Origin of the sequence: Rhizobium terricola (assembly GCF_012927355.1) — a bacterium.
GTDB lineage: Bacteria > Pseudomonadota > Alphaproteobacteria > Rhizobiales > Rhizobiaceae > Allorhizobium > Allorhizobium terricola.
Genome location: NZ_JABBGK010000001.1, coordinates 1646611 through 1668191 on the forward strand (window position 1 = coordinate 1646611; position 21581 = coordinate 1668191).

27 protein-coding genes are annotated in these 21581 nt (G+C 62.1%); 13 read left to right on the plus strand and 14 right to left on the minus strand.

The features are described from left to right. Positions 1-359: 359 nt before the first annotated feature. Both clpX and clpP read right to left on the minus strand, forming a co-directional pair. Positions 360-1637, minus strand: coding sequence for an ATP-dependent Clp protease ATP-binding subunit ClpX (gene clpX / locus HHL25_RS07895; RefSeq protein ID WP_169588840.1), 1278 nt, complete (start codon positions 1635-1637; stop codon positions 360-362). A 296-nt stretch (positions 1638-1933) separates the two neighbouring features. Next, positions 1934-2566: an ATP-dependent Clp endopeptidase proteolytic subunit ClpP gene (gene clpP / locus HHL25_RS07900; protein ID WP_169588842.1), complete on the minus strand. Its 633-nt coding sequence runs from the start codon at positions 2564-2566 to the stop codon at positions 1934-1936. A gap of 347 nt (positions 2567-2913) precedes the next feature. Here clpP and HHL25_RS23685 point away from each other — a divergent pair, with 347 nt between their 5' ends. Further along, positions 2914-4176 (plus strand): GGDEF domain-containing protein, encoded by a 1263-nt coding sequence (locus HHL25_RS23685; protein ID WP_169588844.1) that lies wholly within the window; start codon positions 2914-2916, stop codon positions 4174-4176. A 41-nt stretch (positions 4177-4217) separates the two neighbouring features. Further along, positions 4218-5462 carry a cytochrome P450 gene (locus HHL25_RS07910; RefSeq protein WP_169588846.1) on the plus strand — a complete coding sequence of 415 codons (1245 nt, stop codon included), beginning with the start codon at positions 4218-4220 and terminating at the stop codon, positions 5460-5462. A 10-nt stretch (positions 5463-5472) separates the two neighbouring features. Here the strand turns inward: HHL25_RS07910 and HHL25_RS07915 are convergent, their stop codons facing one another. The 3 genes from HHL25_RS07915 to HHL25_RS07925 form a co-directional block, all read right to left on the minus strand. Then, positions 5473-6768, minus strand: a complete 1296-nt coding sequence (locus HHL25_RS07915; protein ID WP_169588848.1) for an MFS transporter — start codon at positions 6766-6768, stop codon at positions 5473-5475. A gap of 66 nt (positions 6769-6834) precedes the next feature. Continuing rightward, entirely contained in the window at positions 6835-7260 is a 426-nt protein-coding gene (locus tag HHL25_RS07920; RefSeq protein ID WP_246701706.1) for a MarR family winged helix-turn-helix transcriptional regulator, read from the minus strand. 29 nt (positions 7261-7289) lie between these two features. Next, positions 7290-8108, minus strand: coding sequence for an SDR family NAD(P)-dependent oxidoreductase (locus HHL25_RS07925; RefSeq protein WP_169588850.1), 819 nt, complete (start codon positions 8106-8108; stop codon positions 7290-7292). 156 nt (positions 8109-8264) lie between these two features. Between HHL25_RS07925 and HHL25_RS07930 the strand changes: the two genes are divergently transcribed. Next, a complete protein-coding gene (locus tag HHL25_RS07930) occupies positions 8265-8735 on the plus strand; it encodes a MarR family winged helix-turn-helix transcriptional regulator (protein ID WP_169588852.1) in 471 nt (156 codons plus the stop codon). A 33-nt stretch (positions 8736-8768) separates the two neighbouring features. Here the strand turns inward: HHL25_RS07930 and HHL25_RS07935 are convergent, their stop codons facing one another. The 3 genes from HHL25_RS07935 to HHL25_RS07945 form a co-directional block, all read right to left on the minus strand. Then, positions 8769-9008 carry a hypothetical protein gene (locus HHL25_RS07935; RefSeq protein WP_169588853.1) on the minus strand — a complete coding sequence of 80 codons (240 nt, stop codon included), beginning with the start codon at positions 9006-9008 and terminating at the stop codon, positions 8769-8771. Between the two features lie 134 nt (positions 9009-9142). Next, positions 9143-9487: a cupin domain-containing protein gene (locus HHL25_RS07940; protein WP_169588854.1), complete on the minus strand. Its 345-nt coding sequence runs from the start codon at positions 9485-9487 to the stop codon at positions 9143-9145. Positions 9488-9527: 40 nt separating this feature from the next. After that, on the minus strand, positions 9528-10811 hold the full coding sequence (locus HHL25_RS07945) for an O-acetylhomoserine aminocarboxypropyltransferase (protein ID WP_169588855.1): 1284 nt from the start codon (positions 10809-10811) through the stop codon (positions 9528-9530). A gap of 168 nt (positions 10812-10979) precedes the next feature. Here HHL25_RS07945 and HHL25_RS07950 point away from each other — a divergent pair, with 168 nt between their 5' ends. Further along, a complete protein-coding gene (locus HHL25_RS07950) occupies positions 10980-11408 on the plus strand; it encodes a DUF6455 family protein (RefSeq protein WP_169588856.1) in 429 nt (142 codons plus the stop codon). 21 nt (positions 11409-11429) lie between these two features. On the opposite strand, the gene HHL25_RS07955 is transcribed toward HHL25_RS07950, so the two are convergent. Continuing rightward, complete coding sequence (locus HHL25_RS07955) at positions 11430-11858, minus strand: CoA-binding protein (RefSeq protein WP_169589660.1); 429 nt, start codon at positions 11856-11858, stop codon at positions 11430-11432. A gap of 196 nt (positions 11859-12054) precedes the next feature. On the opposite strand from HHL25_RS07955, the gene HHL25_RS07960 reads away from it, so the two are divergent. Continuing rightward, positions 12055-12384, plus strand: coding sequence for a hypothetical protein (locus tag HHL25_RS07960; protein ID WP_169588857.1), 330 nt, complete (start codon positions 12055-12057; stop codon positions 12382-12384). A gap of 20 nt (positions 12385-12404) precedes the next feature. Here the strand turns inward: HHL25_RS07960 and HHL25_RS07965 are convergent, their stop codons facing one another. From HHL25_RS07965 to HHL25_RS07975, 3 genes are all read right to left on the minus strand, one after another. Further along, positions 12405-12872 carry a CoA-binding protein gene (locus HHL25_RS07965; RefSeq protein ID WP_169588858.1) on the minus strand — a complete coding sequence of 156 codons (468 nt, stop codon included), beginning with the start codon at positions 12870-12872 and terminating at the stop codon, positions 12405-12407. A 142-nt stretch (positions 12873-13014) separates the two neighbouring features. Further along, complete coding sequence (locus tag HHL25_RS07970) at positions 13015-13446, minus strand: VOC family protein (RefSeq protein ID WP_169588859.1); 432 nt, start codon at positions 13444-13446, stop codon at positions 13015-13017. Positions 13447-13652: 206 nt separating this feature from the next. Continuing rightward, complete coding sequence (locus HHL25_RS07975; RefSeq protein WP_169588860.1) at positions 13653-14483, minus strand: enoyl-CoA hydratase; 831 nt, start codon at positions 14481-14483, stop codon at positions 13653-13655. An 88-nt stretch (positions 14484-14571) separates the two neighbouring features. On the opposite strand from HHL25_RS07975, the gene HHL25_RS07980 reads away from it, so the two are divergent. The 7 genes from HHL25_RS07980 to HHL25_RS08010 all read left to right on the plus strand — a co-directional run bounded on the left by HHL25_RS07980 (position 14572) and on the right by HHL25_RS08010 (position 20035). Next, positions 14572-14997, plus strand: coding sequence for a PaaI family thioesterase (locus HHL25_RS07980; RefSeq protein ID WP_169588861.1), 426 nt, complete (start codon positions 14572-14574; stop codon positions 14995-14997). 294 nt (positions 14998-15291) lie between these two features. Beyond that, on the plus strand, positions 15292-15756 hold the full coding sequence (gene rplM, locus HHL25_RS07985) for a 50S ribosomal protein L13 (protein WP_169588862.1): 465 nt from the start codon (positions 15292-15294) through the stop codon (positions 15754-15756). A gap of 2 nt (positions 15757-15758) precedes the next feature. Next, positions 15759-16226 (plus strand): 30S ribosomal protein S9, encoded by a 468-nt coding sequence (gene rpsI, locus HHL25_RS07990; protein WP_169588863.1) that lies wholly within the window; start codon positions 15759-15761, stop codon positions 16224-16226. Between the two features lie 444 nt (positions 16227-16670). Next, complete coding sequence (speB, locus tag HHL25_RS07995) at positions 16671-17624, plus strand: agmatinase (protein ID WP_169588864.1); 954 nt, start codon at positions 16671-16673, stop codon at positions 17622-17624. A 69-nt stretch (positions 17625-17693) separates the two neighbouring features. Further along, entirely contained in the window at positions 17694-18626 is a 933-nt protein-coding gene (argC, locus tag HHL25_RS08000; RefSeq protein WP_169588865.1) for an N-acetyl-gamma-glutamyl-phosphate reductase, read from the plus strand. 42 nt (positions 18627-18668) lie between these two features. Then, the gene (locus HHL25_RS08005; RefSeq protein ID WP_169588866.1) at positions 18669-19058 is read left to right on the plus strand and encodes a VOC family protein; all 390 of its coding nucleotides are present in this window, start codon (positions 18669-18671) and stop codon (positions 19056-19058) included. Positions 19059-19207: 149 nt separating this feature from the next. Beyond that, a complete protein-coding gene (locus HHL25_RS08010; protein ID WP_169588868.1) occupies positions 19208-20035 on the plus strand; it encodes a DODA-type extradiol aromatic ring-opening family dioxygenase in 828 nt (275 codons plus the stop codon). 9 nt (positions 20036-20044) lie between these two features. Here the strand turns inward: HHL25_RS08010 and HHL25_RS08015 are convergent, their stop codons facing one another. After that, complete coding sequence (locus HHL25_RS08015) at positions 20045-21148, minus strand: COX15/CtaA family protein (RefSeq protein ID WP_169588869.1); 1104 nt, start codon at positions 21146-21148, stop codon at positions 20045-20047. Positions 21149-21151: 3 nt separating this feature from the next. Further along, positions 21152-21292 carry a hypothetical protein gene (locus HHL25_RS08020; protein WP_169588871.1) on the minus strand — a complete coding sequence of 47 codons (141 nt, stop codon included), beginning with the start codon at positions 21290-21292 and terminating at the stop codon, positions 21152-21154. On the opposite strand from HHL25_RS08020, the gene HHL25_RS08025 reads away from it, so the two are divergent. After that, positions 21267-21476: a DUF2842 domain-containing protein gene (locus HHL25_RS08025; protein ID WP_169588874.1), complete on the plus strand. Its 210-nt coding sequence runs from the start codon at positions 21267-21269 to the stop codon at positions 21474-21476. The two genes, HHL25_RS08020 and HHL25_RS08025, sit on opposite strands and share 26 nt — an antisense overlap. Positions 21477-21581 lie beyond the last annotated feature (105 nt).

The window sequence follows — 21581 nt, forward strand, 5'->3', positions numbered from 1 at the left end:
GACCGGGACCTGGTGCCAGTCCCCGAAGGTAACTGGCACATCTCTTGCTCCTCCAACAAGTGGAGTTGCGCGACAATGAATTCAAGCCTGTCAAAACAGCGACCGCCGGCAAATATGACAGCCACGCTACAGTCGGCTACTCAAAGCTACACGCGGGCTTGCGCGACGAACCCGATACGAAACTGCCCTGCCCGCAGGCGAATGACAGGCTGCAGCGAAGCACCTGTATCTTTGTAGACTAAGCCGTCCCCCGCGAAAACTGGCGAACGGCAAAATCACTGTTCTTCCCGATCATTTATCCACCCAAGACGAAAAAAGCCCGCCAAGGGCGGGCTTTTCAGATCAATGGGTCAACCGGATCAGGCGGAAGCGTTGGCCTTCTCTTCCTGGCGGTCGGCATAGATGTAGAGCGGACGCGAAGATTCGCGGGCGACGTCCTCGGAGATGACAACCTCGCGAACGCCTTCGAGTTCCGGCAGTTCGAACATGGTGTCGAGCAGGATCTTCTCCATGATCGAACGCAGGCCGCGCGCGCCGGTCTTGCGGACGATCGCCTTGCGGGCGATCTCGCGCAGCGCGTCCTCGTGGAAGGTCAGCTCGACATCTTCCATCTCGAACAGGCGCTGGTACTGCTTGACGAGCGCGTTCTTCGGTTCCGACAGGATCTGGATCAGCGCATCCTCGTCGAGGTCCTCGAGCGTCGCCAGAACCGGCAGACGACCGATGAATTCCGGGATGAGACCGAACTTCACCAGATCTTCCGGCTCAAGGTCGCGCAGGACGGCGCCGACGCGGCGGTCATCCGGAGCAGCAACGCTTGCGCCAAAACCGATCGAGGTCTTCTCGCCACGGGCTGAGATGATCTTGTCGAGGCCGGCGAAGGCGCCGCCGCAGATGAACAGGATGTTCGTCGTGTCGACCTGCAGGAACTCCTGCTGCGGGTGCTTGCGGCCGCCCTGCGGCGGAACCGAAGCGACGGTGCCTTCCATGATCTTGAGCAGCGCCTGCTGGACGCCCTCACCCGAAACGTCGCGGGTGATGGACGGGTTGTCAGACTTGCGGCTGATCTTGTCGACTTCGTCGATGTAGACGATGCCGCGCTGGGCACGTTCGACGTTGTAGTCGGCAGCCTGGAGCAGCTTCAGGATGATGTTTTCGACGTCCTCGCCGACATAGCCGGCTTCGGTCAGCGTCGTCGCATCGGCCATGGTGAAGGGCACGTCGATGATGCGTGCGAGCGTCTGAGCCAGGTAGGTCTTGCCGCAGCCGGTGGGGCCGACCAGCAGGATGTTCGACTTGGCAAGCTCTACGTCACCGCCCTTGGAGGCGTGCGACAGGCGCTTGTAGTGGTTATGGACCGCGACCGAGAGGATCTTCTTGGCCTGCTTCTGGCCGATCACGTATTCGTCGAGGATCTTGATGATGTCCTGGGGCGTGGGAACGCCGTCTCGGGACTTCACCATCGAGCTCTTGTTCTCCTCGCGGATGATGTCCATGCACAATTCGACGCATTCATCGCAGATGAACACCGTCGGTCCGGCAATCAGCTTGCGGACCTCGTGCTGGCTCTTGCCGCAGAAGGAACAATAAAGGGTATTCTTCGAGTCACCGCCGTTGCTACCGCTGACCTTGCTCATGTCTTTATCCTTCCAGCACGCCGCACCTCCGACTAACGGAGGACGGTCACTCTCACCGCCCGGCGCCGGCCGCAACGCGCGGCCGGAACCTCACCCGATTTGGAGGTACTTGCCGATCCATTCAATCCAGTTTCAGGATCGGCGGCAACGAAAACCCCTTCAAATCGTCAGGCTACGTCATAAAAGCACAACATAGCCTTAATAGTACTAATAGCGCTTTCCCCACCAGATTAAACCCCTACGATAATCACAAGCGGTTCAGACCTCGGAACCGACTGTGGTCGCAGGGATCAAACTCAGGCGGCGGGCGCGCCTTCCATCTCTACGCGCGAGGTCAGGATCTTGTCGATCAGACCCCAGTCCTTGGCTTCACCGGCTTCCATGAAGTGGTCGCGATCGAGGGTCTGTTCGACCTCTTCGAGCGTGCGGCCGGTGTGCTTTACATAAACTTCGTTCAGGCGGCGCTTCATCTTGATGATGTCGCGTGCGTGACGCTCGATGTCCGATGCCTGACCCTGGAAACCGCCGGACGGCTGGTGAACCATGATGCGGGCGTTCGGGGTTGCGAAACGCATGCCCTTTTCGCCGGCGGCCAGCAGCAGCGAACCCATCGATGCAGCCTGGCCGACGCAGAGCGTCGAAACGGCCGGACGAATGAACTGCATCGTATCATAGATCGCCATGCCGGCGGTGACCACACCACCCGGCGAATTGATGTAGAGGGCAATCTCTTTCTTCGGGTTTTCCGCTTCAAGGAAGAGGAGCTGGGCGCAGACCAGCGAAGCCATGGTGTCTTCGACCGGACCGGTCAGGAAGATGATGCGCTCCTTCAGGAGGCGGGAAAAGATGTCATAGGAGCGCTCGCCGCGGTTCGTCTGCTCCACGACCATCGGCACCAGTGCCATGGCGGTATCAACTGGATTTCTCATGTCCGTCCTTTATCAACCTCATCCCCAAACACTCGATGCGCGGCGGGAATCAAACAAAAACCTGTCAATCCCTACATAGAGTGTCCGCACCCTGACATTCAAGACTTGCGGCTCGGTTATCCTTAATGCCCCGGGTACTCAGGAAGACGCATAAACGCTCCCTTCTTTCATCGCCATGCCGGCGGACACCGCAGACACAGCTATTGCGAAGCACTTGGTAAACCAATTGCTAATAAATACCCCCAAGCTTGCGCGAGCCTGCGAATGGCCACAATTCGGTAATCTCTCGTTAAAAAGACTGTCGCATCTTGCGACAATACCGAAGGAACGCAGGCAAGGCCTCAATCGTGCTCGACATAAAGACCGCACTGCTCCTGTGGGCGATGGAAGCCGCGACGCTCGCCGTGCTGCTGGCGGCCGTCTGGATCCACGACCGGAGCCAGCGCCATTTTGCCCTGTGGGCTGTCGGTTTCCTGTGCCAGGGCACAGGGATCGCCCTGGTCGGATTCCGTGGCGCAGTGCCGGATCTAGTCTCGATCGAGATCGCCAATGCGGTTGCCCTGCTCGCTTTCTTCTTCTGGATCGGCGGTCTCCTCGACCTTGCCAGGCAACCGCTTGCAGGCTGGGCGGCGATCCCGATGCTGCTGTGGGTCGCCGGCGTGCTGGTGCCGGCCGTCCGCGAGGATATCGCCTACAGGATCGCCCTCTACAATGTCGGCGCCGCCTGCGGCCACATGCTGCTCGCGGTGGTGGCCGCCCAGTTCGACATCGCCAGGAAACGCTATCGCCGGCTGCTGGTCGGGATATGGTCCGTTCAGGCGGCCACCGACCTGTTCGCCGCGCTGTCCAGTGCTGTGGCGCTGCCCTCCACGATCCAGGGCGCACCGTTTGCAACCCTTGTTGCGATCATCAACCTGTTCGGCTTCCTGTCCGCCATCCTGATCGGCGCCAAGATCGTCATGGATCGCTCCGAGGCGCGGCTTCAGCACCTCATTCGGACGGACCCGCTGACCGGCGCCCTCAACCGCCGGGGTCTGACCGAAGCCTTCAAGCAGGCCGCCACCCCGCCCCCCGGTTCTGCCACGGACATTGCGCTGCTGCTGTTCGACCTCGATCATTTCAAGCGCATCAACGACACGCACGGACACCAGGCAGGCGACGCAGTGCTCGTCGCGTTTTGCGAGATCTGCCGCAAGCTCACGCCGAAAGCCAGCATCTTCGGCCGCACGGGGGGCGAGGAATTCATGATCGTGGCGCGGATGGCGGACATGCGGGAAGCGGCATTCCTGGCCGAAACCATCCGCATGGCGCTGGCCGCAGCGAAGATCGCGGCCGGCGAACTTTCGATCAGTGTCACCGTAAGCATCGGCATCGCCACCGCTGCGGCAGCCGAGGCGGATCTGGACAAGCTGATGAGCGGCGCGGATCGGGCGCTCTACAAGGCCAAGGCGCGCGGGCGCAACCGAAGTGCCGTGCTCATCGGCGAGAAGGTGCTCACCGTTCCCGCCCAGGGACCGGAAGCGCTCGACGAGCAGGCGGACCGCCAGGTCGCCGCATTGCGCAAGCTGGCAACGAAGGCAACGTTGCAGACCGGCCGCTCGAAGCCCTGAACGCCCTTTCCGGCGGACGTGGAATTCGCTAGAGACGGGGCATGAGCACACTTACCTTCCTCACCATCGACCGCGCTTCGCGCCGCGTCAGCCTCGACGGCCGCGATCCGTCCTTCTATTCCGACCCGAATAGGGTTTATGCAGCGCTGCATGCGGAGTGCCCCACCTTCTACTGGGAGCAGCAGAAGCAGTGGTTCTTCACCGGCTACGACCACGTCAACGGCCTGCTGCGCGACCGGCGCTTCGGCCGCCAGATCCTGCATATCGCCACGCGCGAAGAACTCGGCATGCCGGAACCGGCCGCCCATACCCGCCATTTCGATGCCGCGGAGGCCCATTCGCTGCTGGAGCTGGAACCGCCGGAGCATACTCGCCTCCGGACGCTGGTGAACCGCGCCTTCGTGTCGCGACACGTGGAGAAGATGAAGCCGGAGATCGAGGAGCTGGCGAACCGGCTGATCGACGGTTTCGAAAAGGACGGCCGCACCGAATTGCTGTCCACCTTCGCCGACATCATCCCCGTCACGATGATTGCCCGGATGATCGGCATTCCGGAAGAAATGGGACCGCAGCTGCTCAAATGGTCCCACGACTATGTCGGGATGTACATGTTCAAGCGCAGCCGGGCGGACGAGGAAGCCGCCGACCGCTCGGCCAGGGAATTCGCGGATTATGTCCGGGGCATGATCGCCGAACGGCGCGCCAATCCGCGGGACGATCTGCTGACTCACATGATCCACACGGAGCACAAAGGCCAGTTCCTGACCGAGGACGAGCTGATCTCGACCACGATCGTGCTGCTCAATGCCGGCCACGAGGCGACCGTGCACCAGATCGGCAATTCGGTCCGGATCATCCTGGAGAGCGGACTTTCGACATCCGAAATGTTCCGCGACGAGGCGGCAACCGAGAGAACGGTCGAAGAAACGCTGCGCATCTGCGCGCCCGTCCACATCTTCCAGCGCTATTGCCTTGAGCCGGCGGAAATCGACGGGATCCGCTTTGCGCGCGGCGACAAGGTCAGCATGATTCTTGCGGCCGCCAATCTCGACCCGACCAAGTTCGATGATCCCCTCACCTTCCGGCCGGAGCGCAACGAAGCGCCCAACCTTTCCTTCGGCGCGGGGATCCACTTCTGCATCGGCGCACCGCTGGCGAGACTGGAGCTCAATATCGTGCTGCCGCTGTTGTTCAGGCGCCTGCCCGGATTGAGGATCGCCGCGCAGCCCAAGGTCAAGGACGTCTATCATTTCCACGGTCTGGAGCGGCTCGACCTCGTCTGGTGACGGAACGGGGTCAGGCGGGCTGCGCCACAGGCGCTCCCCCCGCCCCGCGACGAACCAGAAGCACCGAGCCGGCGGCCAGCAGGCACATGAAGCCGGCGATATAGACGGCAGGCAGGAAGGTTTCGAAATCGGTGCGGATGAATCCCGCCCCGAAGGTCGCCGTCGCGGCTCCCAGCTGGTGGGCGGCAAACACCCAGCCAAAGACGATATTGGCCCTGTCGCGCCCGAAATTGTCGACGGTCAGCCTGACCGTCGGCGGCACGGTCGCGACCCAATCCAGACCGTAGAAGACGGCGAATACGGACAGGGTGACGTAATCGAAGCCGGACACGGATAGGAAGATCAGCGACAGCCCGCGCAGGCCATAAAACCAGAACAGAAGCCAGCGGTTGTCATAGCGGTCGGAGAGCCATCCGGCGCCGAGAGTTCCGATGAAGTCGAAGATGCCGATCATCGCCAGCATCCCGGCCGCGGCCACCGGGACGATGCCGAAATCGCCACAGAGCGAGATCCAGTGGGTCTGGATCAGACCGTTGGTGCTGAGACCACAGACGAAGAAGGTGAAGAACAGGATCCAGAAGACGGGCTTGCCGACCGCATCCTTCAACACCAGAAGCGGTGCGACCAGCATGGCGGCAAAGCCGTTCGTGCGCTGCGGGGCGGGTTGGAGCTCCCGGCTTCCATAGGGGGCGAGCCCCAGATCGGCCGGATAGTTGCGCATGAAGAGCAGCATGCCGGCAAAGGCGATCGCCAGCACACCGACGGTCACCGACAGGGCGAAGCGCCAGCCGAAATTCTCGGTCAGGCTGGCCAGCAGCGGCAGGAAGATCAGCTGGCCGGTAGCATTGCTGACCGTCATCAACCCGACAACCAGCCCGCGGCGGGCGACGAACCAGCGCGTGGCAACCGTCGCTCCGAGCACGAGCGCGGTCATTCCGGTGCCGATGCCGACCACGATCCCCCAAAGGGCGATCAGGTGCCAGAGCTCGGCCATGAAGAAGGAAAGGAATATGCCACCGCTGATCAGGCTGACGGCGACGGCGACAACGGAGCGGATACCGAAGTAGTTAAGGAATGCGGCGGCGAACGGCCCCAGCAGGCCGAACAAGGCGAGCCGGATCGCCATTGCTGTCGAGATTTCCTCGGTCGTCCAGCCGAATTCCTTTCCGAGCGGGCCGATCAGAACGCCAGCGGAGCCCATGGCTCCGGCCGTCGCCAGCATCGTCAGGAAGGTGATCGCCACCACCACCCAGCCATAATGGATACCCCGTGCCGCGAGAAATGCGGCCAGTCTTGTCGAGATCATGAGCGGGTACCCTCCAATTTGCGGGTAGATACCCGCTTCAAATCAAAAAAGAGACGAAATGAATCGTCAGAGCGTCTCGAGGCTTTCCAACAGCTGGTCAAGCACCACGGGATCGAACCTCTCTTCGAAACGGGCCTGAACCGCATCCCAGGCAGGCGCTGCCTCGGCGAGCACCGAAAGAGCCGCGGGGGTCAGACTGAAAGCACTTTCGCGTCGGTCATCGGTCTCGACCGTTTCAACGTACCCCAACCGCTCCAGGACGCGTGTGTTGCGCCCAACCGTCGACCGATCAAGGTCGAGCGCGATGGCCAGATCGCTCAACGAAACCGGCTGCATGGCGCGAATGCGGCGCAACTCGCTGAACTGGTTGACCGAAATGCCGAAAGGCTCGAGGGCGGCATCGTAGATCGCCGTCACCTTCCGGGATACCTTTCTGAGCGCGATGCAGTGGCAGACATGTTTCTTCATGGTGCGGGTATATACCCGCACCATGAAGAAAGCAACACCGCCCGACGGAAGCGTCAGGCGTCGACTTTCGCTTTCGAGGCCGAAGCATAACGCGACGCAGGACGGCTGAGCGTCAGATACGGCCCCATGGCGTTGCGGGCGGACACGTAGGCTTCGTAGAGGCCATGATCCTCGAGCGACGGGATCGTGACAAGCTCGCCGCGATCGAAGCCGGCGAGTGCCGCATCGACGAGATCACCAACCTCCATGACCTTGGCCGGATCGATGTGATCGAAGGAACCGCCGACCCGATCGAAGATCTCCGTGCGGGTCAATCCGGGGAGGACGGCCTGCAGGCGGACACCCGTGCCCTGCAGTTCCTGTGCGAGCGACTCGGTAAGCGCCAGGACGAACGCCTTGCTCGCGGTGTAGGTGCCGTTGAAGAACTGCGGCGCGAGCGCCACGACCGATGCCGTGTTGATGATCGCCCCAGCGCCGCGCCCGACAAAGGCCTGAGCGGCGACCGTCGCAAGCCTGTTTGCGGCGAGAACGTTCAGTTCGACCATGCGATCCAGATAGTCGAGATCGTTTTCCTGCTTGAGCGGCCCCTTCGGCCCGATACCCGCATTGTTGACGAAAAGAGAAATCGCCGGATCAGCGCGAAGGCGTTCGGCGACCTTCAACACCTCGGGACGCTGCGTAAGATCGGCCGTCAGGACGTCGGCCTTTACGCCATAGGCTTCACTCAGGCGGGCAGCGAGAAGGGCCAGCCTGTCTGTGTCGCGGGCGACCAGAACAAGGTCATGACCCCGGCGGGCGAGTCGGTCGGCATAGGTGGCGCCGATGCCGGACGAGGCACCGGTGACAAGGGCAGTTCCAAGGGTGGTGGACATAGGCTTTTCCTTAGGTTGGCATTTACTGGCATATGCCACTATATTTGTACCATGCCTCTCGGCTTGCAAGCCCCCCTGCCGATTTTTTTCACGCAGAGCCGCAGATTTGGGCTAGTTCAGACGAGTTGGGATGGCGTTGCGATCGAAGAGGACACCATGAGCGACATTGAGGATGACGGCATCTGGCAGCATTGCAGCAGCAGCGCAGTGCGGCGCGCGGCGCGGCAACTCGGACAGCTCTACGACGACGTGCTGGGCGATAGCGGGCTGCGCGGTACGCAGTTTTCCCTGCTGTCCCAGATCGGCCATGCGGGCGAACCGACGCAGAAGGTTCTCGCCGAGGCCATGGTGATGGATCTCTCCGCGCTCGGCCACACCCTGAAACCCCTTGTTCGCGACGGACTGGTCGAACTTGTGCCGGACGAAAAGGACCGCCGGGCAAAGAGGGTTCGCCTCACCGCCGCGGGCAAGGCGAAGCAGCGGGAAATGACGCAACGATGGAAGATTGCCCAGGCGCGGTTCGACGCCGCCTTCGGCAAGGAGCGCTCAGAGGAATTGCGGCGCACCCTCTCCTTCATCGCCTCGAAGGACTTTGCCGAGGCATTTCTCCTCGGCAAGAAGGATTGACAGGCCCCAACCTGCAACAGGAGATGCCTGGACCTACATCCACTGCTTCGGATCGGCTTCGCTTTCGCAGCCCATCGGGGGAAATGCATTGCCAAAGGTCTGATAGAGCCTGTCGCATCCCCATTTGCGCAAGGGCTCCGGCATGCGGCTGTTCAGTTCGATGCCCATCTCATCATAGAGCTCCTGGTCATTGGTCACATATTGGTACCAGCGCCAACCGAAAACGGTGAATAAGGCGACCAGGCAGAGCGCGAAAATGCCAAGAATCCTCATGAAACTATCCCTCTGAAAAATGTAACGCTGAAATGGAAGCCGGTAGGCCATAAAACCAACGGCATCAGGCAATCACGACCCGCCTCTGAGCCGGATGGCGCGCGTGGAAAGATGCGCGCGCCAAAGTTCTGCAGCTAGAGCCGGATCACATAATCCTTGCGAGTCGTTTCAACGACTTCCCATGTTCCCTTGAAGCCGGGTCTGAGGACCAGACGATCGCCGGCCCGAAGATGGATCGGCTCGCCGCCATCCTCGGTAACGATCGAATGGCCCTCGAGCATGTGGAAATATTCCCACTCGTCGTAGGATATCCGCCACTTGCCGGGCGTCGACTGCCAGATGCCGGCATAGACACCACCCGGCGCCTCCTCGAAGTTCCAGGTGGTGAAACGCGGACTGCCGGAAATCAGGCGGTCCGCAGCCGGCTCCCCCTCCTCCGGCAGAACCGTGGAGGGGTCGAATTTCAGAACATTGGACATTTGGCCCCCTCGCCGCGGTCCTGGCCGCGGCTTCTCCATGTCAGACCTTCGACAGCGACTGCTCGAGGTCACCGATGATGTCGTCTGCGTCCTCGATGCCGACCGACAGACGGACGACATCCGGACCGGCACCGGCCGCGATCTGCTGCGCCTCGGTGAGCTGGGCATGCGTCGTCGAGGCCGGATGGATGACGAGCGAACGTGTGTCACCGATATTGGCGAGATGCGAGAAGAGCTGAAGACCCTCCACCAGCGCCTTGCCGGCCGCATAACCGCCCTTCACGCCGAACGTGAAGACCGCGCCCGCACCCTTCGGGGAATAGCGCTTCTGCAGGGCATGGTTCGGGTCGCTGTCGAGGCCCGCATAGTTGACCCAGGCGACCTTCGGATGCTGTTTCAGCCAAGTGGCCACCTTGAGCGCGTTGTCGCAATGGCGCTGCATGCGAAGCGGCAGCGTCTCGATGCCGGTGAGGATCAGGAAGGCGTTCATCGGGGCGATTGCCGGACCGAGATCGCGCAGGCCGAGCACGCGGCAGGCGATCGCGAAGGCGAAGTTGCCGAAAGCCTGATGCAGCACGACGCCGGAATATTCCGGCCGCGGCTCGGAGAGCATCGGGAACTTGCCGGATGCCGACCAGTCGAAGGTACCGCCGTCAACGATCACGCCGCCCATCGAATTGCCGTGGCCGCCCAGGAATTTCGTCGCGGAATGCACGACGATGTCCGCACCGTGTTCGAGCGGCCGCAGCAGGTAGGGGCTCGCCATCGTGTTGTCGACGATGAGCGGAAGGCCATGCGCCTTGGCCACCTCGGCAATCGCTTCGATGTCAACGAAGGTGCCGCCCGGATTAGCGAGGCTCTCGATGTAGATCGCCCTCGTCCGCTCGTCGATCTGCGATGCGAAGCTCGCCGTGTCGGCGGGATCGGCCCAGCGAACCTGCCAGCCGAAGTTCTTAAAGGCGTGACCGAACTGGTTGATGGAGCCGCCGTAAAGTTTCTTGGCGGCGACGAAATTGTCGCCGGGCTGCATCAGCGTGTGGAAGATCAGCATCTGCGCAGCGTGGCCGGAGGCGACCGCAAGCGCCGCCGTGCCGCCCTCAAGGGCCGCAACGCGCTCCTCGAGCACGGCTTGCGTCGGGTTCATGATGCGGGTGTAGATGTTTCCGAACTGCTTCAAGCCGAACAGCGCCGCCGCATGGTCGGCGTCGTTAAAGACATAGGCCGTGGTCTGGTAGATCGGCGTCACGCGCGCGCCGGTTGCGGGATCGGGCTGGGCTCCGGCATGAACTGCCAGCGTTGCGAAACCCGGGTTATTCTTGGACATTTCTCGCCTCCACTTGTTTTTTGTCGGCGCGATCATAGCGACTGCCGGGCCATTGTCAGCCCGGAAATTTTCGTCTGCGGCGACACGTCGTCGTAAGATTTATTGATCGAAATCAATGCAACCGGCACACCTCGTCCGCATCCTCACGTTACAAACCGGAGGCTGTCCATGAACACTGTCGTCAACGATCCGACCCGCACCGTTCTGTCGCGCGTCATCGGCTGGTTCGCCAAGGGATGGGAAAACAGCGCGGAGGCGGACATGATCGCCTCGCTGGACGATTTTACCATCCAGAGCATCGCCCATGATTGCGGCATCTCGCCCGACCAACTGGTAGAGCTGGCGAAGGCCGGCCCGCATGCCGCCGACGAGATGCTTGAGATGATGCGGGCGCTCAACATCGACCCTGCGGAAGTCGAAATGCGGCTGCGCGCCCAGTTCCGCGACATGCAGATCAACTGTGCGCATTGCGCTTCGAAAGGCGAATGCAGGCGGGATCTCGCCAATGGCAACGCTGCGGCGAACTTCGCGCAATACTGCGCGAATTCCCAGGATCTTAACGCATTGCGGGCAAGCCCGGACTTCCTGGCCGGCTGAAACGTCGATGGGCCGCGGAGGCTAAAGGCCGAGGCGTGGCATTTCGATCGCCGGGCAACGATTCATGACGACGGCGATGCCCGCGGCCTCGGCCTCGCGCGCGGCTTCATCGTCACGCACCGAAAGCTGCCCCCAGATCACCTTCGGCCGCGGCGAAAGCGCAACCGTTTCCGCGACCACCGTCTTGAGAAATTCGGAGGCACGGAACACGTCGACCATGTCGACCGGTTCCGGAACCTCGGCGAGTGTTCCATACGTTTTCTGGCCGAGTATTTCCTTGCCCGCCTGTCCGGGATTGACCGGGATGACGTGAAAGCCCTTCGACAGCAGGAACCGCATGACACCGAAACTCGGGCGCGCGGGATTGGGCGAGGCGCCGACAAGCGCAATCGTCCTCACCTTGCCGAGAAGGCTGGCGATATAGGCATCATCGTAGCGGTCGTGGTCGATGGTCATTGTGTCCTCGTTCGCGTGCGATACGGAAAGCGGAATGCTTCACCCACACCTCTATGTGGTGCGAAAGGGCAGCCCCGCAAGCGCAAGCATCAGCTTGAACGGGGCACGAGGCTTAGCGGCGGCGCGACTATGCCCTATCTTGTATGGAAGACGGAGACAGATCCGACATGTTTCGAAACAGGAGGACCCCATGAAGACGCTTGCACTGATCGCCGTTTCGCTGCTGGCCGCCTCCCCGGCCCTGGCAATCTCACGCTACAACTCGCCCTCTATGACCTGCGAGGCGGCTCGGGCCGCAGTGCTCAGTCAGCGCGCGGTCATCTTGCGCTACCCGTCGAAACGGGTTGCCGGCCTGACGCTCTATGATCGCTATGTGCGCGACAACAACCAGTGCGACCCGCACCAGTATGCGGGGCGCACCTATGTTCCGACGCGCGACAACCCGCGCTGTCCTGTCCTGAGCTGCCAGCCGCTGCCGGATGACAGGTTCCTGATCCGCCGCCCGTGGATCCGTTTCTGAATCCGCGAAATGCCTGAGTGTCAGGCGGCGCTGAGAGGACCCGGGGTTCGCCGGTGGGCGATCTCGTAGACGAGCGGGTATTCGGTCACGAGAGAACGATCCATCACCACCTTGATACCGGCCGCTTCGGCGCGAGCGGCGGCGACGTCATCCCGGACACCGAGCTGCCCCCAGATCGCCTGCGGCAAATCAGGCAGCCTCAGGACCTCTTCCACGACGCCCGCGAAGCAATCGGAGCGACGAAAGACATCGACCAGGTCGATGGGCTCCGGAATGTCGGCAAGACGGGCGTAAACGGTCTGCCCGAGGATCTTCTCGCCCGCATGCTCGGGATTGACGGGAAACACGCGATATCCCTTTCCGAGCAGAAAGCCGGTGACCCAATGGCTCGGGCGGTTGTCCCGCGTCGAGGCGCCGACGACGGCTATGGTGTGCGCGGATGCAAGGATGCCAGCGAGATAGGCATCGGTATAGGAAACATGCTGCATGGACTCCTCCTCCCGGCTTCGCCGGATCTGGCAGAAATCCCGTCCTTTCACTGTCCCGAACCCAGAATATGAGCAGCACCTTAATTGAAGATGAGGGAGACCGTGAAAATGCGATCCTTCCAGCTTCTCCTTCGGGGAACCGTCAGTCCGGGAGGACGACATGCCCGTGTTCATCGAGCGGGAAGAACGGATTGTGGGCAACCTCCCAGAGATGGCCATCCGGATCGGCGAAATAACCGGAATAGCCACCCCAGAAGACCTTTTCCGGTGCCTTGACCAGAGTCGCGCCGCAGGAGACGGCGAATTTCACCACCGCATCAACCCCGGCCGGGCTCGACACGTTGTGGGCCAGCGTCACACCGGAGAAGCCGGGCTTGCCGGCATCGACGCCTGCGTCCTCCGCGAGGGCCTCGCGCCCGAAAAGCGCAAGGACCGTTCCCTTGAGCTGAATAAAGGTGACAGCGTCCTGCGACGCTGTCGATCTCTTCCAACCCAGCCGCTCGTAAAAGGCGGTGCTGACGGCCACATCGGCAACGCCGAGCGTGATCAGGGAAATGCGTCGATCAAGCGACATGCTGTCAATCCTCGTAGCTGACCTTATAGGCGAATGGCACAAGACACATTTTGTTCTCTCTAAATTCGATCTTTGTTCATGTCAATATTAGTATCGCCTCATGGTTGCGATCGGTGGCGCCACAATCATTGTTATAGACAACAGATAGCGCACCACCGAACCTTGCGTCCGGCGTTTCCACCCCAAAAACGGGCCTCCCCACTCGTTCACTCGCCCGTCCATTCGGGATGGCGCTTGTCGAGAAAGGCGCCGATGCCTTCGGCGGCATCCTTCGCCAGCATGTTCTCGACCATCACCTGGGCGGTATAGTCATAGGCGGCTTCCAGCGGCATTTCCAACTGGCGATAGAACGCCTCCTTGCCGATCTTCAGCGTCAGCGGCGACTTGGACGCGATGACGGAGGCATATTTGTCGACCACCTGAGTCAGATACTGCTTCGGTACGATGCGGTTGACGAGGCCGAAATCCTTGGCGGTCGAGGCGTCGATCGTCTCTCCCGTCAGAAGCATTTCCATCGCCTGCTTGCGATGGGCGGCACGGCTGACCGCCACCATCGGCGTCGAACAGAAGAGGCCGATGTTCACGCCGGGCGTGCAGAAGGTCGCAGTGTCGGTGCAGATCGCCAGATCACACGACGCAACCAGCTGGCATCCGGCGGCGGTCGCCAGCCCGTCGATTTCGGCGATCACCGGTTTCGGCAGATGGGTGATCTTCAGCATCAGGTCGGCGCAAAGCCGCATGGTCTTTTCGAAGAAGGCGCGGCCTCGATCGGCGTCCGCGCGGTGAGCGGTGATTTCCTTCAGGTCGTGGCCGGCAGAAAACAGCTGTCCGGTCGCCGCGATCACCACGACCCGAACACTTGGATCGTCTCCTGCCTGCGAAAGCGCGGCATGAAGCGCCTCCATCATGGCGATCGACAGCACATTGGCAGGGGGATTGTTGAGCGTCAGGCGCAGGACGCCTCCCGCGCGTGAAGAGAGAACGAGGCCGGCTGCCGGTCCCTCGCCATCCCTTTTGAAAGACACAACTTCCGCCATCACGGCCTCCCTTTCCATTTGCACTCGGGTCAAAGCCTGCCATAAAAACGGCAGCGATTGAAAGACCCCGCCCCGAGAGACCGCCCGCATGCAACCGATCATGACCGCCGACGAGATCAATGCCTTTCTCGAGACGGATTTCCCGCAGATTCATACCGACGGCCGTGTCTTTCATGTGAGCGAAGTCGCCGCCGGCCGCGTGACCATGACCTTCGACCCGTCGGAACGGCATCTGCGGCCCGGCGGCACGGTGTCGGGGCCGGCCATGTTCGCCCTTGCAGATGTCGCGGCCTATGCGGCGGTTCTCGCCCATATCGGACCCGTCGCGCTCGCGGTCACGACGAACCTCAACATCAATTTCCTGCGCCTGCCCAAGCCGCAGCTCATCCGTTGTGAATGCCGCATCCTGAAGCTCGGCAAGCGGCTCGCCGTGATCGACGCACTTCTCCTCCAGGCGGGAAGCGAGGAGCCCATCGCCCAGGCGACGGCCACCTATTCGATCCCGCCGCGTTGAGACGCCCCGGAACGGCGTTCAGCGCGGAAAACAACTGCCCGAAACCGGCATTTGGCACAAAGCGGTATGGGGTAAAATAATACCACATAGATAACACATTGTTTTTTAATGGCGATTTCCGAAGTCGACAAAAACCGCATCTCTTGACCCGACAAGACGGCCAGCTTATACAACGCCCAGTTTGCGGCCCTTCGGGACCGCTTTCTATTTTGTGCGCTCAGAAGCACGAAACAAAGCAACAAGAAACGCCCGTCGCGCTTCGGCAAGCCGGGTCCAAAACGGAAAGTGTCACCCATGTCTACCTTCGTTCAGAAGCCTGCAGAGGTGGAGAAGAAGTGGATCATCATCGATGCCGAAGGGCTCGTTGTCGGTCGCCTCGCCTCCCTCATCGCCATGCGCCTGCGTGGCAAGCACAAGGCCACCTACACCCCCCACGTTGACGACGGCGACAACGTCATCGTCATCAATGCCGAGAAGGTCGTTCTGACCGGCAAGAAGTACTCCGACAAGAAGTACTACTGGCACACCGGCTATCCGGGCGGCATCAAGGAGCGCACCGCACGCGCCATCATCGAAGGCCGCTTCCCGGAGCGCGTTCTCGAGAAGGCCGTCGAGCGCATGATCCCGCGCGGTCCGCTCGGCCGTCGCCAGATGAAGAACCTGCGCGTATACGCCGGCTCGAACCATCCCCATGAAGCACAGCAGCCGGTCGCCCTCGACGTGGCTTCGCTGAACAGCAAGAACGTAAGGAGCGCCTGATAATGGCTGACCTCTCTTCCCTGAAGGATCTCGGCACCGGCCAGGAAGCTGCTGCTCCGGTTCACGTCCGCAAGGTCGACGCCCAAGGCCGCTCCTATGCGACCGGCAAGCGCAAGAACGCCGTCGCCCGCGTATGGGTCAAGCCGGGCTCCGGCAAGATCACCGTCAACGGCCGTGACTTCTCTGCATACTTCGCCCGTCCGGTTCTGCAGATGATCCTGCAGCAGCCGATCGTGGCAGCTGCCCGCACCGGCCAGTTCGACATCGTTGCGACCGTTACCGGCGGTGGTCTCTCCGGTCAGGCCGGCGCTGTTCGCCACGGCCTCTCCAAGGCCCTCACCTACTTCGAACCGGGCCTGCGCTCGATCCTGAAGAAGGGCGGCTTCCTGACCCGCGACAGCCGTGTCGTTGAACGTAAGAAGTACGGCAAGGCGAAGGCCCGTCGTTCGTTCCAGTTCTCGAAGCGTTAATCGCTTCCGGACACGATCTTTCGAAAAGGCGGGGCTTCGGCTCCGCCTTTTGCGTTTCTTTTCGAGGCTTGGCGCCTTCTCGCGTCGTAGGTGATGCAGATTTCCCACTGTCGCCAAGTGTCACGCGCCGGCGCGGCGGCAATCCAAATAAAGTCCGTGCAGGAAGTCTCGCCCCGCGCCAAGATTGCCTCAACTCTCTGATACGTGAAGCCGGGCGAGCACGATTGCCGGCCTTTTGCGCTCCGCTTCAGAGACACGGTCTCGGGCCACGGGGGTGGGCAAGGAGGAAGGCGCAGGACTGAAGAGGTCCGCGCCTTCTTTGCGTCGAGCCGCCGGCTTTCGCGAAAGTCTCTCACTCAGAATTCTCTGGCAATTGCCGCGCTCGCCCGTAATATCCGGCCGAAAACGCAAGAGCCGCGTAAAGCGGCGCAAAGAGAGACATCCATGGCCGAGAAGACCATCGACCACGCCTTCACCGCAACCGAACTCAAGTCCGCCGCGACCGACCCGACCTATGCCGGGGTCCTCTCCTTCATGCGTCGCCGCTACACCAAGTCGCTCGAGGGAACCGATGCCGTGGTCTGGGGCATTCCCTTCGACGCCGCCACGTCCAATCGCCCCGGCGCGCGCTTCGGGCCGCAGGCGATCCGCCGCGCCTCCGCGATCTTCGACAACGACCCGCAATATCCCTTCGAACGCGACCTCTTCGCCGACATGGCCGTCATCGACTACGGAGACTGCCTGCTCGACTACGGCAACCACTGGCAGACACCGGACACGATCGAAAAGGAGGCCGCGAAGATCCTTGCCGGCACCGGCTTCCTGCTGACGCTCGGCGGCGACCATTTCGTCACCTGGCCGCTGCTCAAGGCGCATGTCGCCAAGCACGGGCCGCTGGCACTAGTACAGTTCGACGCGCATCAGGACACCTGGTTCGACGACGGCAAGCGCATCGACCACGGCTCCTTCGTCGGGCGCGCCGTGCGCGAAGGCCTGATCGATCCCGTCCACTCGATCCAGGTCGGTATTCGTACCCATGCGCCGGACGACTGCGGTATCCGCATCGTCTACGGCCACGAGGTGGAGGAGCTGAAGTCCGGTGAACTGGCTGAGCTGATCCTCGACCATGTCGGCGATCGCCCCGCCTATCTCACCTTCGACATCGACTGCCTCGACCCGGCCTATGCCCCCGGCACGGGTACGCCGGTGGCCGGCGGTCCGTCGAGCGCCAAGATCCTCTCCGTACTCGCCAACCTCCGCAAGCTCGACATCCGTGGAGCCGACGTGGTCGAGGTCGCCCCGGCCTACGACCATGCGGACATCACCGCCATTGCCGGGGCAACGGTGGCGATGTATATGCTGGGCCTCCACGCGGAGCGCCGGGCGCTTCGCGGCTGAGACTTTGAATCACCGCATTCACGAACCGATTCCGGAAAACCACCCAAGCTCCTGACAGGAGAGGACAAAATGACAGCGAAGATCTTCATCGACGGCGAACATGGCACCACGGGACTGCAGATCCGCACCCGCATGGCCGGCCGCCGCGACGTCGAGCTGCTGTCGATCCCGGAGGCGGAACGGCGCAATGCGGCGTTGCGCGAGGATCTGCTGAACAGCGCAGACATCGCCATCCTGTGCCTGCCCGACGACGCGTCGAAGGAAGCGGTGAAGATGGTGGCCGGAAACAACAATATCCGGATCATCGACACCTCCACCGCATTCCGCGTCGCGCCAGACTGGGCCTACGGCTTTGCCGAGATGGACAAGGCACAGGGCGACAAGATCCGCTCGGCCCGGTTCGTCGCCAATCCGGGCTGCTATCCGACCGGGGCGATCGGCCTGATCCGGCCGCTACGCGCCGCCGGCATCCTGCCGGACGGCTATCCGGTGACCGTCAATGCGGTTTCCGGCTATACCGGCGGCGGCAAGCAGCTGATTGCGCAGATGGAGGACGAGAACCATCCAGAAGCCATCGGCGCCAACAACTTCCTCTACGGGCTGACGCTGAAGCACAAGCACGTTCCCGAGATGAAAACCCATGGGCTGCTCGACCGGGCGCCGCTCTTTTCGCCGTCGGTCGGACGCTTCGCCCAGGGCATGATCGTGCAGCTACCGCTCTTCCTTGACGACCTCAAGGCGGGTACCACGATCGAGAGCATCCACCAGGCGCTCGTCGCCCATTATGCGGGCCAGGACATCGTCACCGTTGTCCCGCTCGACGTCAGCGCCAAGCTTGCGCGCGTCGACGCCGAAGAACTGGTGGGCCAGGACACGATGAAGCTCTACGTGTTCGGCACCGAAGGCGGACCGCATGTCAATCTCGTGGCAGTACTCGACAATCTCGGCAAGGGTGCTTCCGGTGCGGCCGTGCAGAACATGGACCTGATGCTCTCGGCGTAAAAGTGCCAGCGGGCATCTGAAAACGACGACAAGGAGTCTCGGATGCTCGACCATATCGGTCTGTCGGTTGCCGACTATCGCACGTCGAAGGCCTTCTATGATGCGGTCATGCCGTCGATCGGCGCGGCCTGCGTGATGACGGTCACCAGCGAGGAAACGGGCGGCGCCTACGAAGGGGCCGGCTACGGCGTTGCCGGCAAGCCATCCTTCTGGATCGGTTCCGGCGACCGCAGCAAGGGTCAGGTACACATAGCCTTCACCGCCCCCGATCGGGCAGCGGTCGACGCCTTCTATACAGCAGCGATCGCGGCCGGTGGCGCCGACAATGGCGGCCCGGGCCTTCGCCCTCACTACCATCCGAACTATTACGCCGCCTTCGTGCTCGACCCGGATGGGCATAACATCGAGGCCGTCTGCCACACGCCGGAGTGAACCCGGCGAAGCATCGACGTATTGTTCATTGGGAAATCACGACGGCCCGTCCTCCGTTCAACAATGTCGAACGATTCGTTGCCTGAACGGCGGATCGTCAGCTTGCAGTGTGATTGCTATATCTGTTGAACAAGCAGATGAGGCGCACCATGAACAACGAACGTTTTCCGGTCTATTTCATTCCGCACGGCGGCGGTCCCTGGCCGTTCATGCAGTTCCCGGCCGGTCCGGACGGCAAGGTTCCGTGGGCCGACCTCTCGGATTTCCTAAAGAGCCTGGACAGTGCCGTCGGTCGTCGACCGAAGGCAATCCTGATGATTTCGGGACACTGGGAGCACGAGGCAAAGCCGACCTTGAGCACGGCGGCGCATCCCGGCATGCTCTACGACTATTCCGGCTTTCCGCCGGAGACCTACCAGATCCGTTACCCCGCAGCCGGTGCACCTGAGGTCGCGCATCGCGCCCGTCAACTGCTGGAAGCCGCCGGCATTCCGGCGGCGGAGGACGACAAGCGTGGCTTCGACCACGGCGTCTTCATTCCGATGATGGTCGCCTATCCGGATGCCGACGTTCCGCTCGTCATGATGTCGATGAAGAACACGCTGGACGTCGAAAGCCATGTGGCGATCGGCAAGGCACTGGAACCGCTGCGTGACGAAGGCATCCTCATCGTCGCCTCCGGGATGAGCTACCACAACATGCGGATGTTCTTCCACGACACGCCGGAACACAAGCAACAGGCCGTCCGCTTCGACGACTGGCTGAGCGATGCCGTGGCGATCGCCGATGTTGACGAGAGAGCGGCAAGGCTGGCGACCTGGAAACAAAACCCCGACGCCCGCGCCTGCCACGTTCCGGACCACGATCATCTGGTCCCATTGTTCGTCGCGGCAGGTGCCGCCGGCAGCGACGCCGGGCAGCATGTCTTTCGCGGCGAATTCCGCGGAAAGCCCTATTCGGGCTACCGCTTCGGCTGACGACCGGCTTTACGTCCGTTCCGCGATCATCACCTCGGGCGGATAGGCCCCGATGAAACCGCGCCAGTGGGCGACCGCGAAACCGAGCACGACCAGCGCTCCGCCCTGATGGGCGAGCGCGGCGTGCAGGGGAACCTGCAGCAGCAGCGTGGTGACGCCGAGCGCCGCCTGTATGGTGACGAGGACGAAGAGCAGGACGCTGCGGCGGGCATGCGTGGTCGACGGCGCCTGGCGCAGGCACTGGATCATGTGCACGAAAGCGGCGGCGAACAGCAAATAGGCGCCGAGCCGGTGGACGAACTGCACCGTCTTGGCATTCTCGAACAGGTTCAGCCAGGCCGGGCTCTGGACGAACAGGTCGCCCGGCACCAGCGCACCGTCCATCAGCGGCCAGGTGTTGTAGGCAAGGCCCGCGTCGAGGCCGGCGACCAGCGCACCGAGATAGATCTGCAACAAGGTCAGGAAAGCGAGCGCGGCCGCGAACCGTCTCGCACCATGCGACGGCTCCGGGTCGTCGCTGTGGGGGGCGAGCGCCCGCATGATCCACGTGCATCCCGCGAAGATCAGACAGGCGGTGACGAGGTGGGTCGCCAACCGGTACTGGCTGACATCGACACGCTCTGCGAGGCCGGAGGACACCATCCACCAGCCGATGAAACCCTGGAATCCACCCAGCGCCAGGAGCCCGACCAGCGGCAGCCGGAGACGGCGCTCGATGCGGCCGGAAATCCAGAAGTAGAGAAGCGGAAGTGCAAAGACGAGGCCGATGCTGCGGGCAAGCAGGCGGTGGCCCCATTCCCACCAGAAGATCTTCTTGAACTCCTCGACGGTCATACCCTTGTTGACCTGCTCATACTCCGGGATGCGCTGATAGAGGGCGAACTCTTCTTCCCATTCCGCGGCGGTCAGCGGCGGAATGGCGCCGTGGATCGGCTTCCACTCCGTAATCGAAAGCCCCGAATCGGTGAGCCGCGTCGCGCCGCCGACCAGCACCAGACAGAAGAGCGTCGCGAGAACGACGCCGAGCCAGATCCGGATCGCGCGACGATTGGCCTCCTGCCTCCCGATCCTCTGGCGCAGGGTATTTTCGTCGGCGATCATTGCACTTGTCATTCGTCAATCCTCATTCAGGCGGTTGATTTGCATGACTTGCCCGTGCAAAACAACCCCGGCCGTTTGCGGCAAGCGGTCGCGCCCCGCCCCCATCACGCGCGGAAAAGGAAGATAGACGATGCCCGTCAGGTTGCGCAAATTCATCGGCACCATCCTTATCCTGTTCATCGTGATCCTATACTCGATTCTCGCGACCAGCATTGCCTCCGCCTTTCTCGGCGCCTCGCCCTGGTGGGTCCACCTTCTCTACTTCCTGCTGTCCGGACTGCTGTGGATCCTGCCGGCCATGCTGATCATCAAGTGGATGGCCGGGCCTATCAAGAAGTGAGCCCCCAGTGCTCCAGATCGGAGATGCATTAACCGGGCGATAACCGCGTCACGCGGAAAAGCCGAAGGCAGCGTCGACGCTAACCGATTCTTCCCCTCCCCATCG

What these genes read in the sequence shown, in the direction of transcription:
- clpX (WP_169588840.1), bottom strand. Translation starts at nt 1,637, where the DNA reads ATGAGCAAGGTCAGCGGTAGCAACGGCGGTGACTCGAAGAATACCCTT.
- clpP (WP_169588842.1), bottom strand. Translation starts at nt 2,566, where the DNA reads ATGAGAAATCCAGTTGATACCGCCATGGCACTGGTGCCGATGGTCGTG.
- HHL25_RS07910 (WP_169588846.1), top strand. Translation starts at nt 4,218, where the DNA reads ATGAGCACACTTACCTTCCTCACCATCGACCGCGCTTCGCGCCGCGTC.
- HHL25_RS07915 (WP_169588848.1), bottom strand. Translation starts at nt 6,768, where the DNA reads ATGATCTCGACAAGACTGGCCGCATTTCTCGCGGCACGGGGTATCCAT.
- HHL25_RS07920 (WP_246701706.1), bottom strand. Translation starts at nt 7,260, where the DNA reads ATGGTGCGGGTATATACCCGCACCATGAAGAAACATGTCTGCCACTGC.
- HHL25_RS07925 (WP_169588850.1), bottom strand. Translation starts at nt 8,108, where the DNA reads ATGTCCACCACCCTTGGAACTGCCCTTGTCACCGGTGCCTCGTCCGGC.
- HHL25_RS07930 (WP_169588852.1), top strand. Translation starts at nt 8,265, where the DNA reads ATGAGCGACATTGAGGATGACGGCATCTGGCAGCATTGCAGCAGCAGC.
- HHL25_RS07935 (WP_169588853.1), bottom strand. Translation starts at nt 9,008, where the DNA reads ATGAGGATTCTTGGCATTTTCGCGCTCTGCCTGGTCGCCTTATTCACC.
- HHL25_RS07940 (WP_169588854.1), bottom strand. Translation starts at nt 9,487, where the DNA reads ATGTCCAATGTTCTGAAATTCGACCCCTCCACGGTTCTGCCGGAGGAG.
- HHL25_RS07945 (WP_169588855.1), bottom strand. Translation starts at nt 10,811, where the DNA reads ATGTCCAAGAATAACCCGGGTTTCGCAACGCTGGCAGTTCATGCCGGA.
- HHL25_RS07950 (WP_169588856.1), top strand. Translation starts at nt 10,980, where the DNA reads ATGAACACTGTCGTCAACGATCCGACCCGCACCGTTCTGTCGCGCGTC.
- HHL25_RS07960 (WP_169588857.1), top strand. Translation starts at nt 12,055, where the DNA reads ATGAAGACGCTTGCACTGATCGCCGTTTCGCTGCTGGCCGCCTCCCCG.
- HHL25_RS07965 (WP_169588858.1), bottom strand. Translation starts at nt 12,872, where the DNA reads ATGCAGCATGTTTCCTATACCGATGCCTATCTCGCTGGCATCCTTGCA.
- HHL25_RS07970 (WP_169588859.1), bottom strand. Translation starts at nt 13,446, where the DNA reads ATGTCGCTTGATCGACGCATTTCCCTGATCACGCTCGGCGTTGCCGAT.
- HHL25_RS07975 (WP_169588860.1), bottom strand. Translation starts at nt 14,483, where the DNA reads ATGGCGGAAGTTGTGTCTTTCAAAAGGGATGGCGAGGGACCGGCAGCC.
- HHL25_RS07980 (WP_169588861.1), top strand. Translation starts at nt 14,572, where the DNA reads ATGCAACCGATCATGACCGCCGACGAGATCAATGCCTTTCTCGAGACG.
- rplM (WP_169588862.1), top strand. Translation starts at nt 15,292, where the DNA reads ATGTCTACCTTCGTTCAGAAGCCTGCAGAGGTGGAGAAGAAGTGGATC.
- rpsI (WP_169588863.1), top strand. Translation starts at nt 15,759, where the DNA reads ATGGCTGACCTCTCTTCCCTGAAGGATCTCGGCACCGGCCAGGAAGCT.
- speB (WP_169588864.1), top strand. Translation starts at nt 16,671, where the DNA reads ATGGCCGAGAAGACCATCGACCACGCCTTCACCGCAACCGAACTCAAG.
- argC (WP_169588865.1), top strand. Translation starts at nt 17,694, where the DNA reads ATGACAGCGAAGATCTTCATCGACGGCGAACATGGCACCACGGGACTG.
- HHL25_RS08005 (WP_169588866.1), top strand. Translation starts at nt 18,669, where the DNA reads ATGCTCGACCATATCGGTCTGTCGGTTGCCGACTATCGCACGTCGAAG.
- HHL25_RS08010 (WP_169588868.1), top strand. Translation starts at nt 19,208, where the DNA reads ATGAACAACGAACGTTTTCCGGTCTATTTCATTCCGCACGGCGGCGGT.
- HHL25_RS08015 (WP_169588869.1), bottom strand. Translation starts at nt 21,148, where the DNA reads ATGACAAGTGCAATGATCGCCGACGAAAATACCCTGCGCCAGAGGATC.
- HHL25_RS08025 (WP_169588874.1), top strand. Translation starts at nt 21,267, where the DNA reads ATGCCCGTCAGGTTGCGCAAATTCATCGGCACCATCCTTATCCTGTTC.
- HHL25_RS08020 (WP_169588871.1), bottom strand. Translation starts at nt 21,292, where the DNA reads ATGAATTTGCGCAACCTGACGGGCATCGTCTATCTTCCTTTTCCGCGC.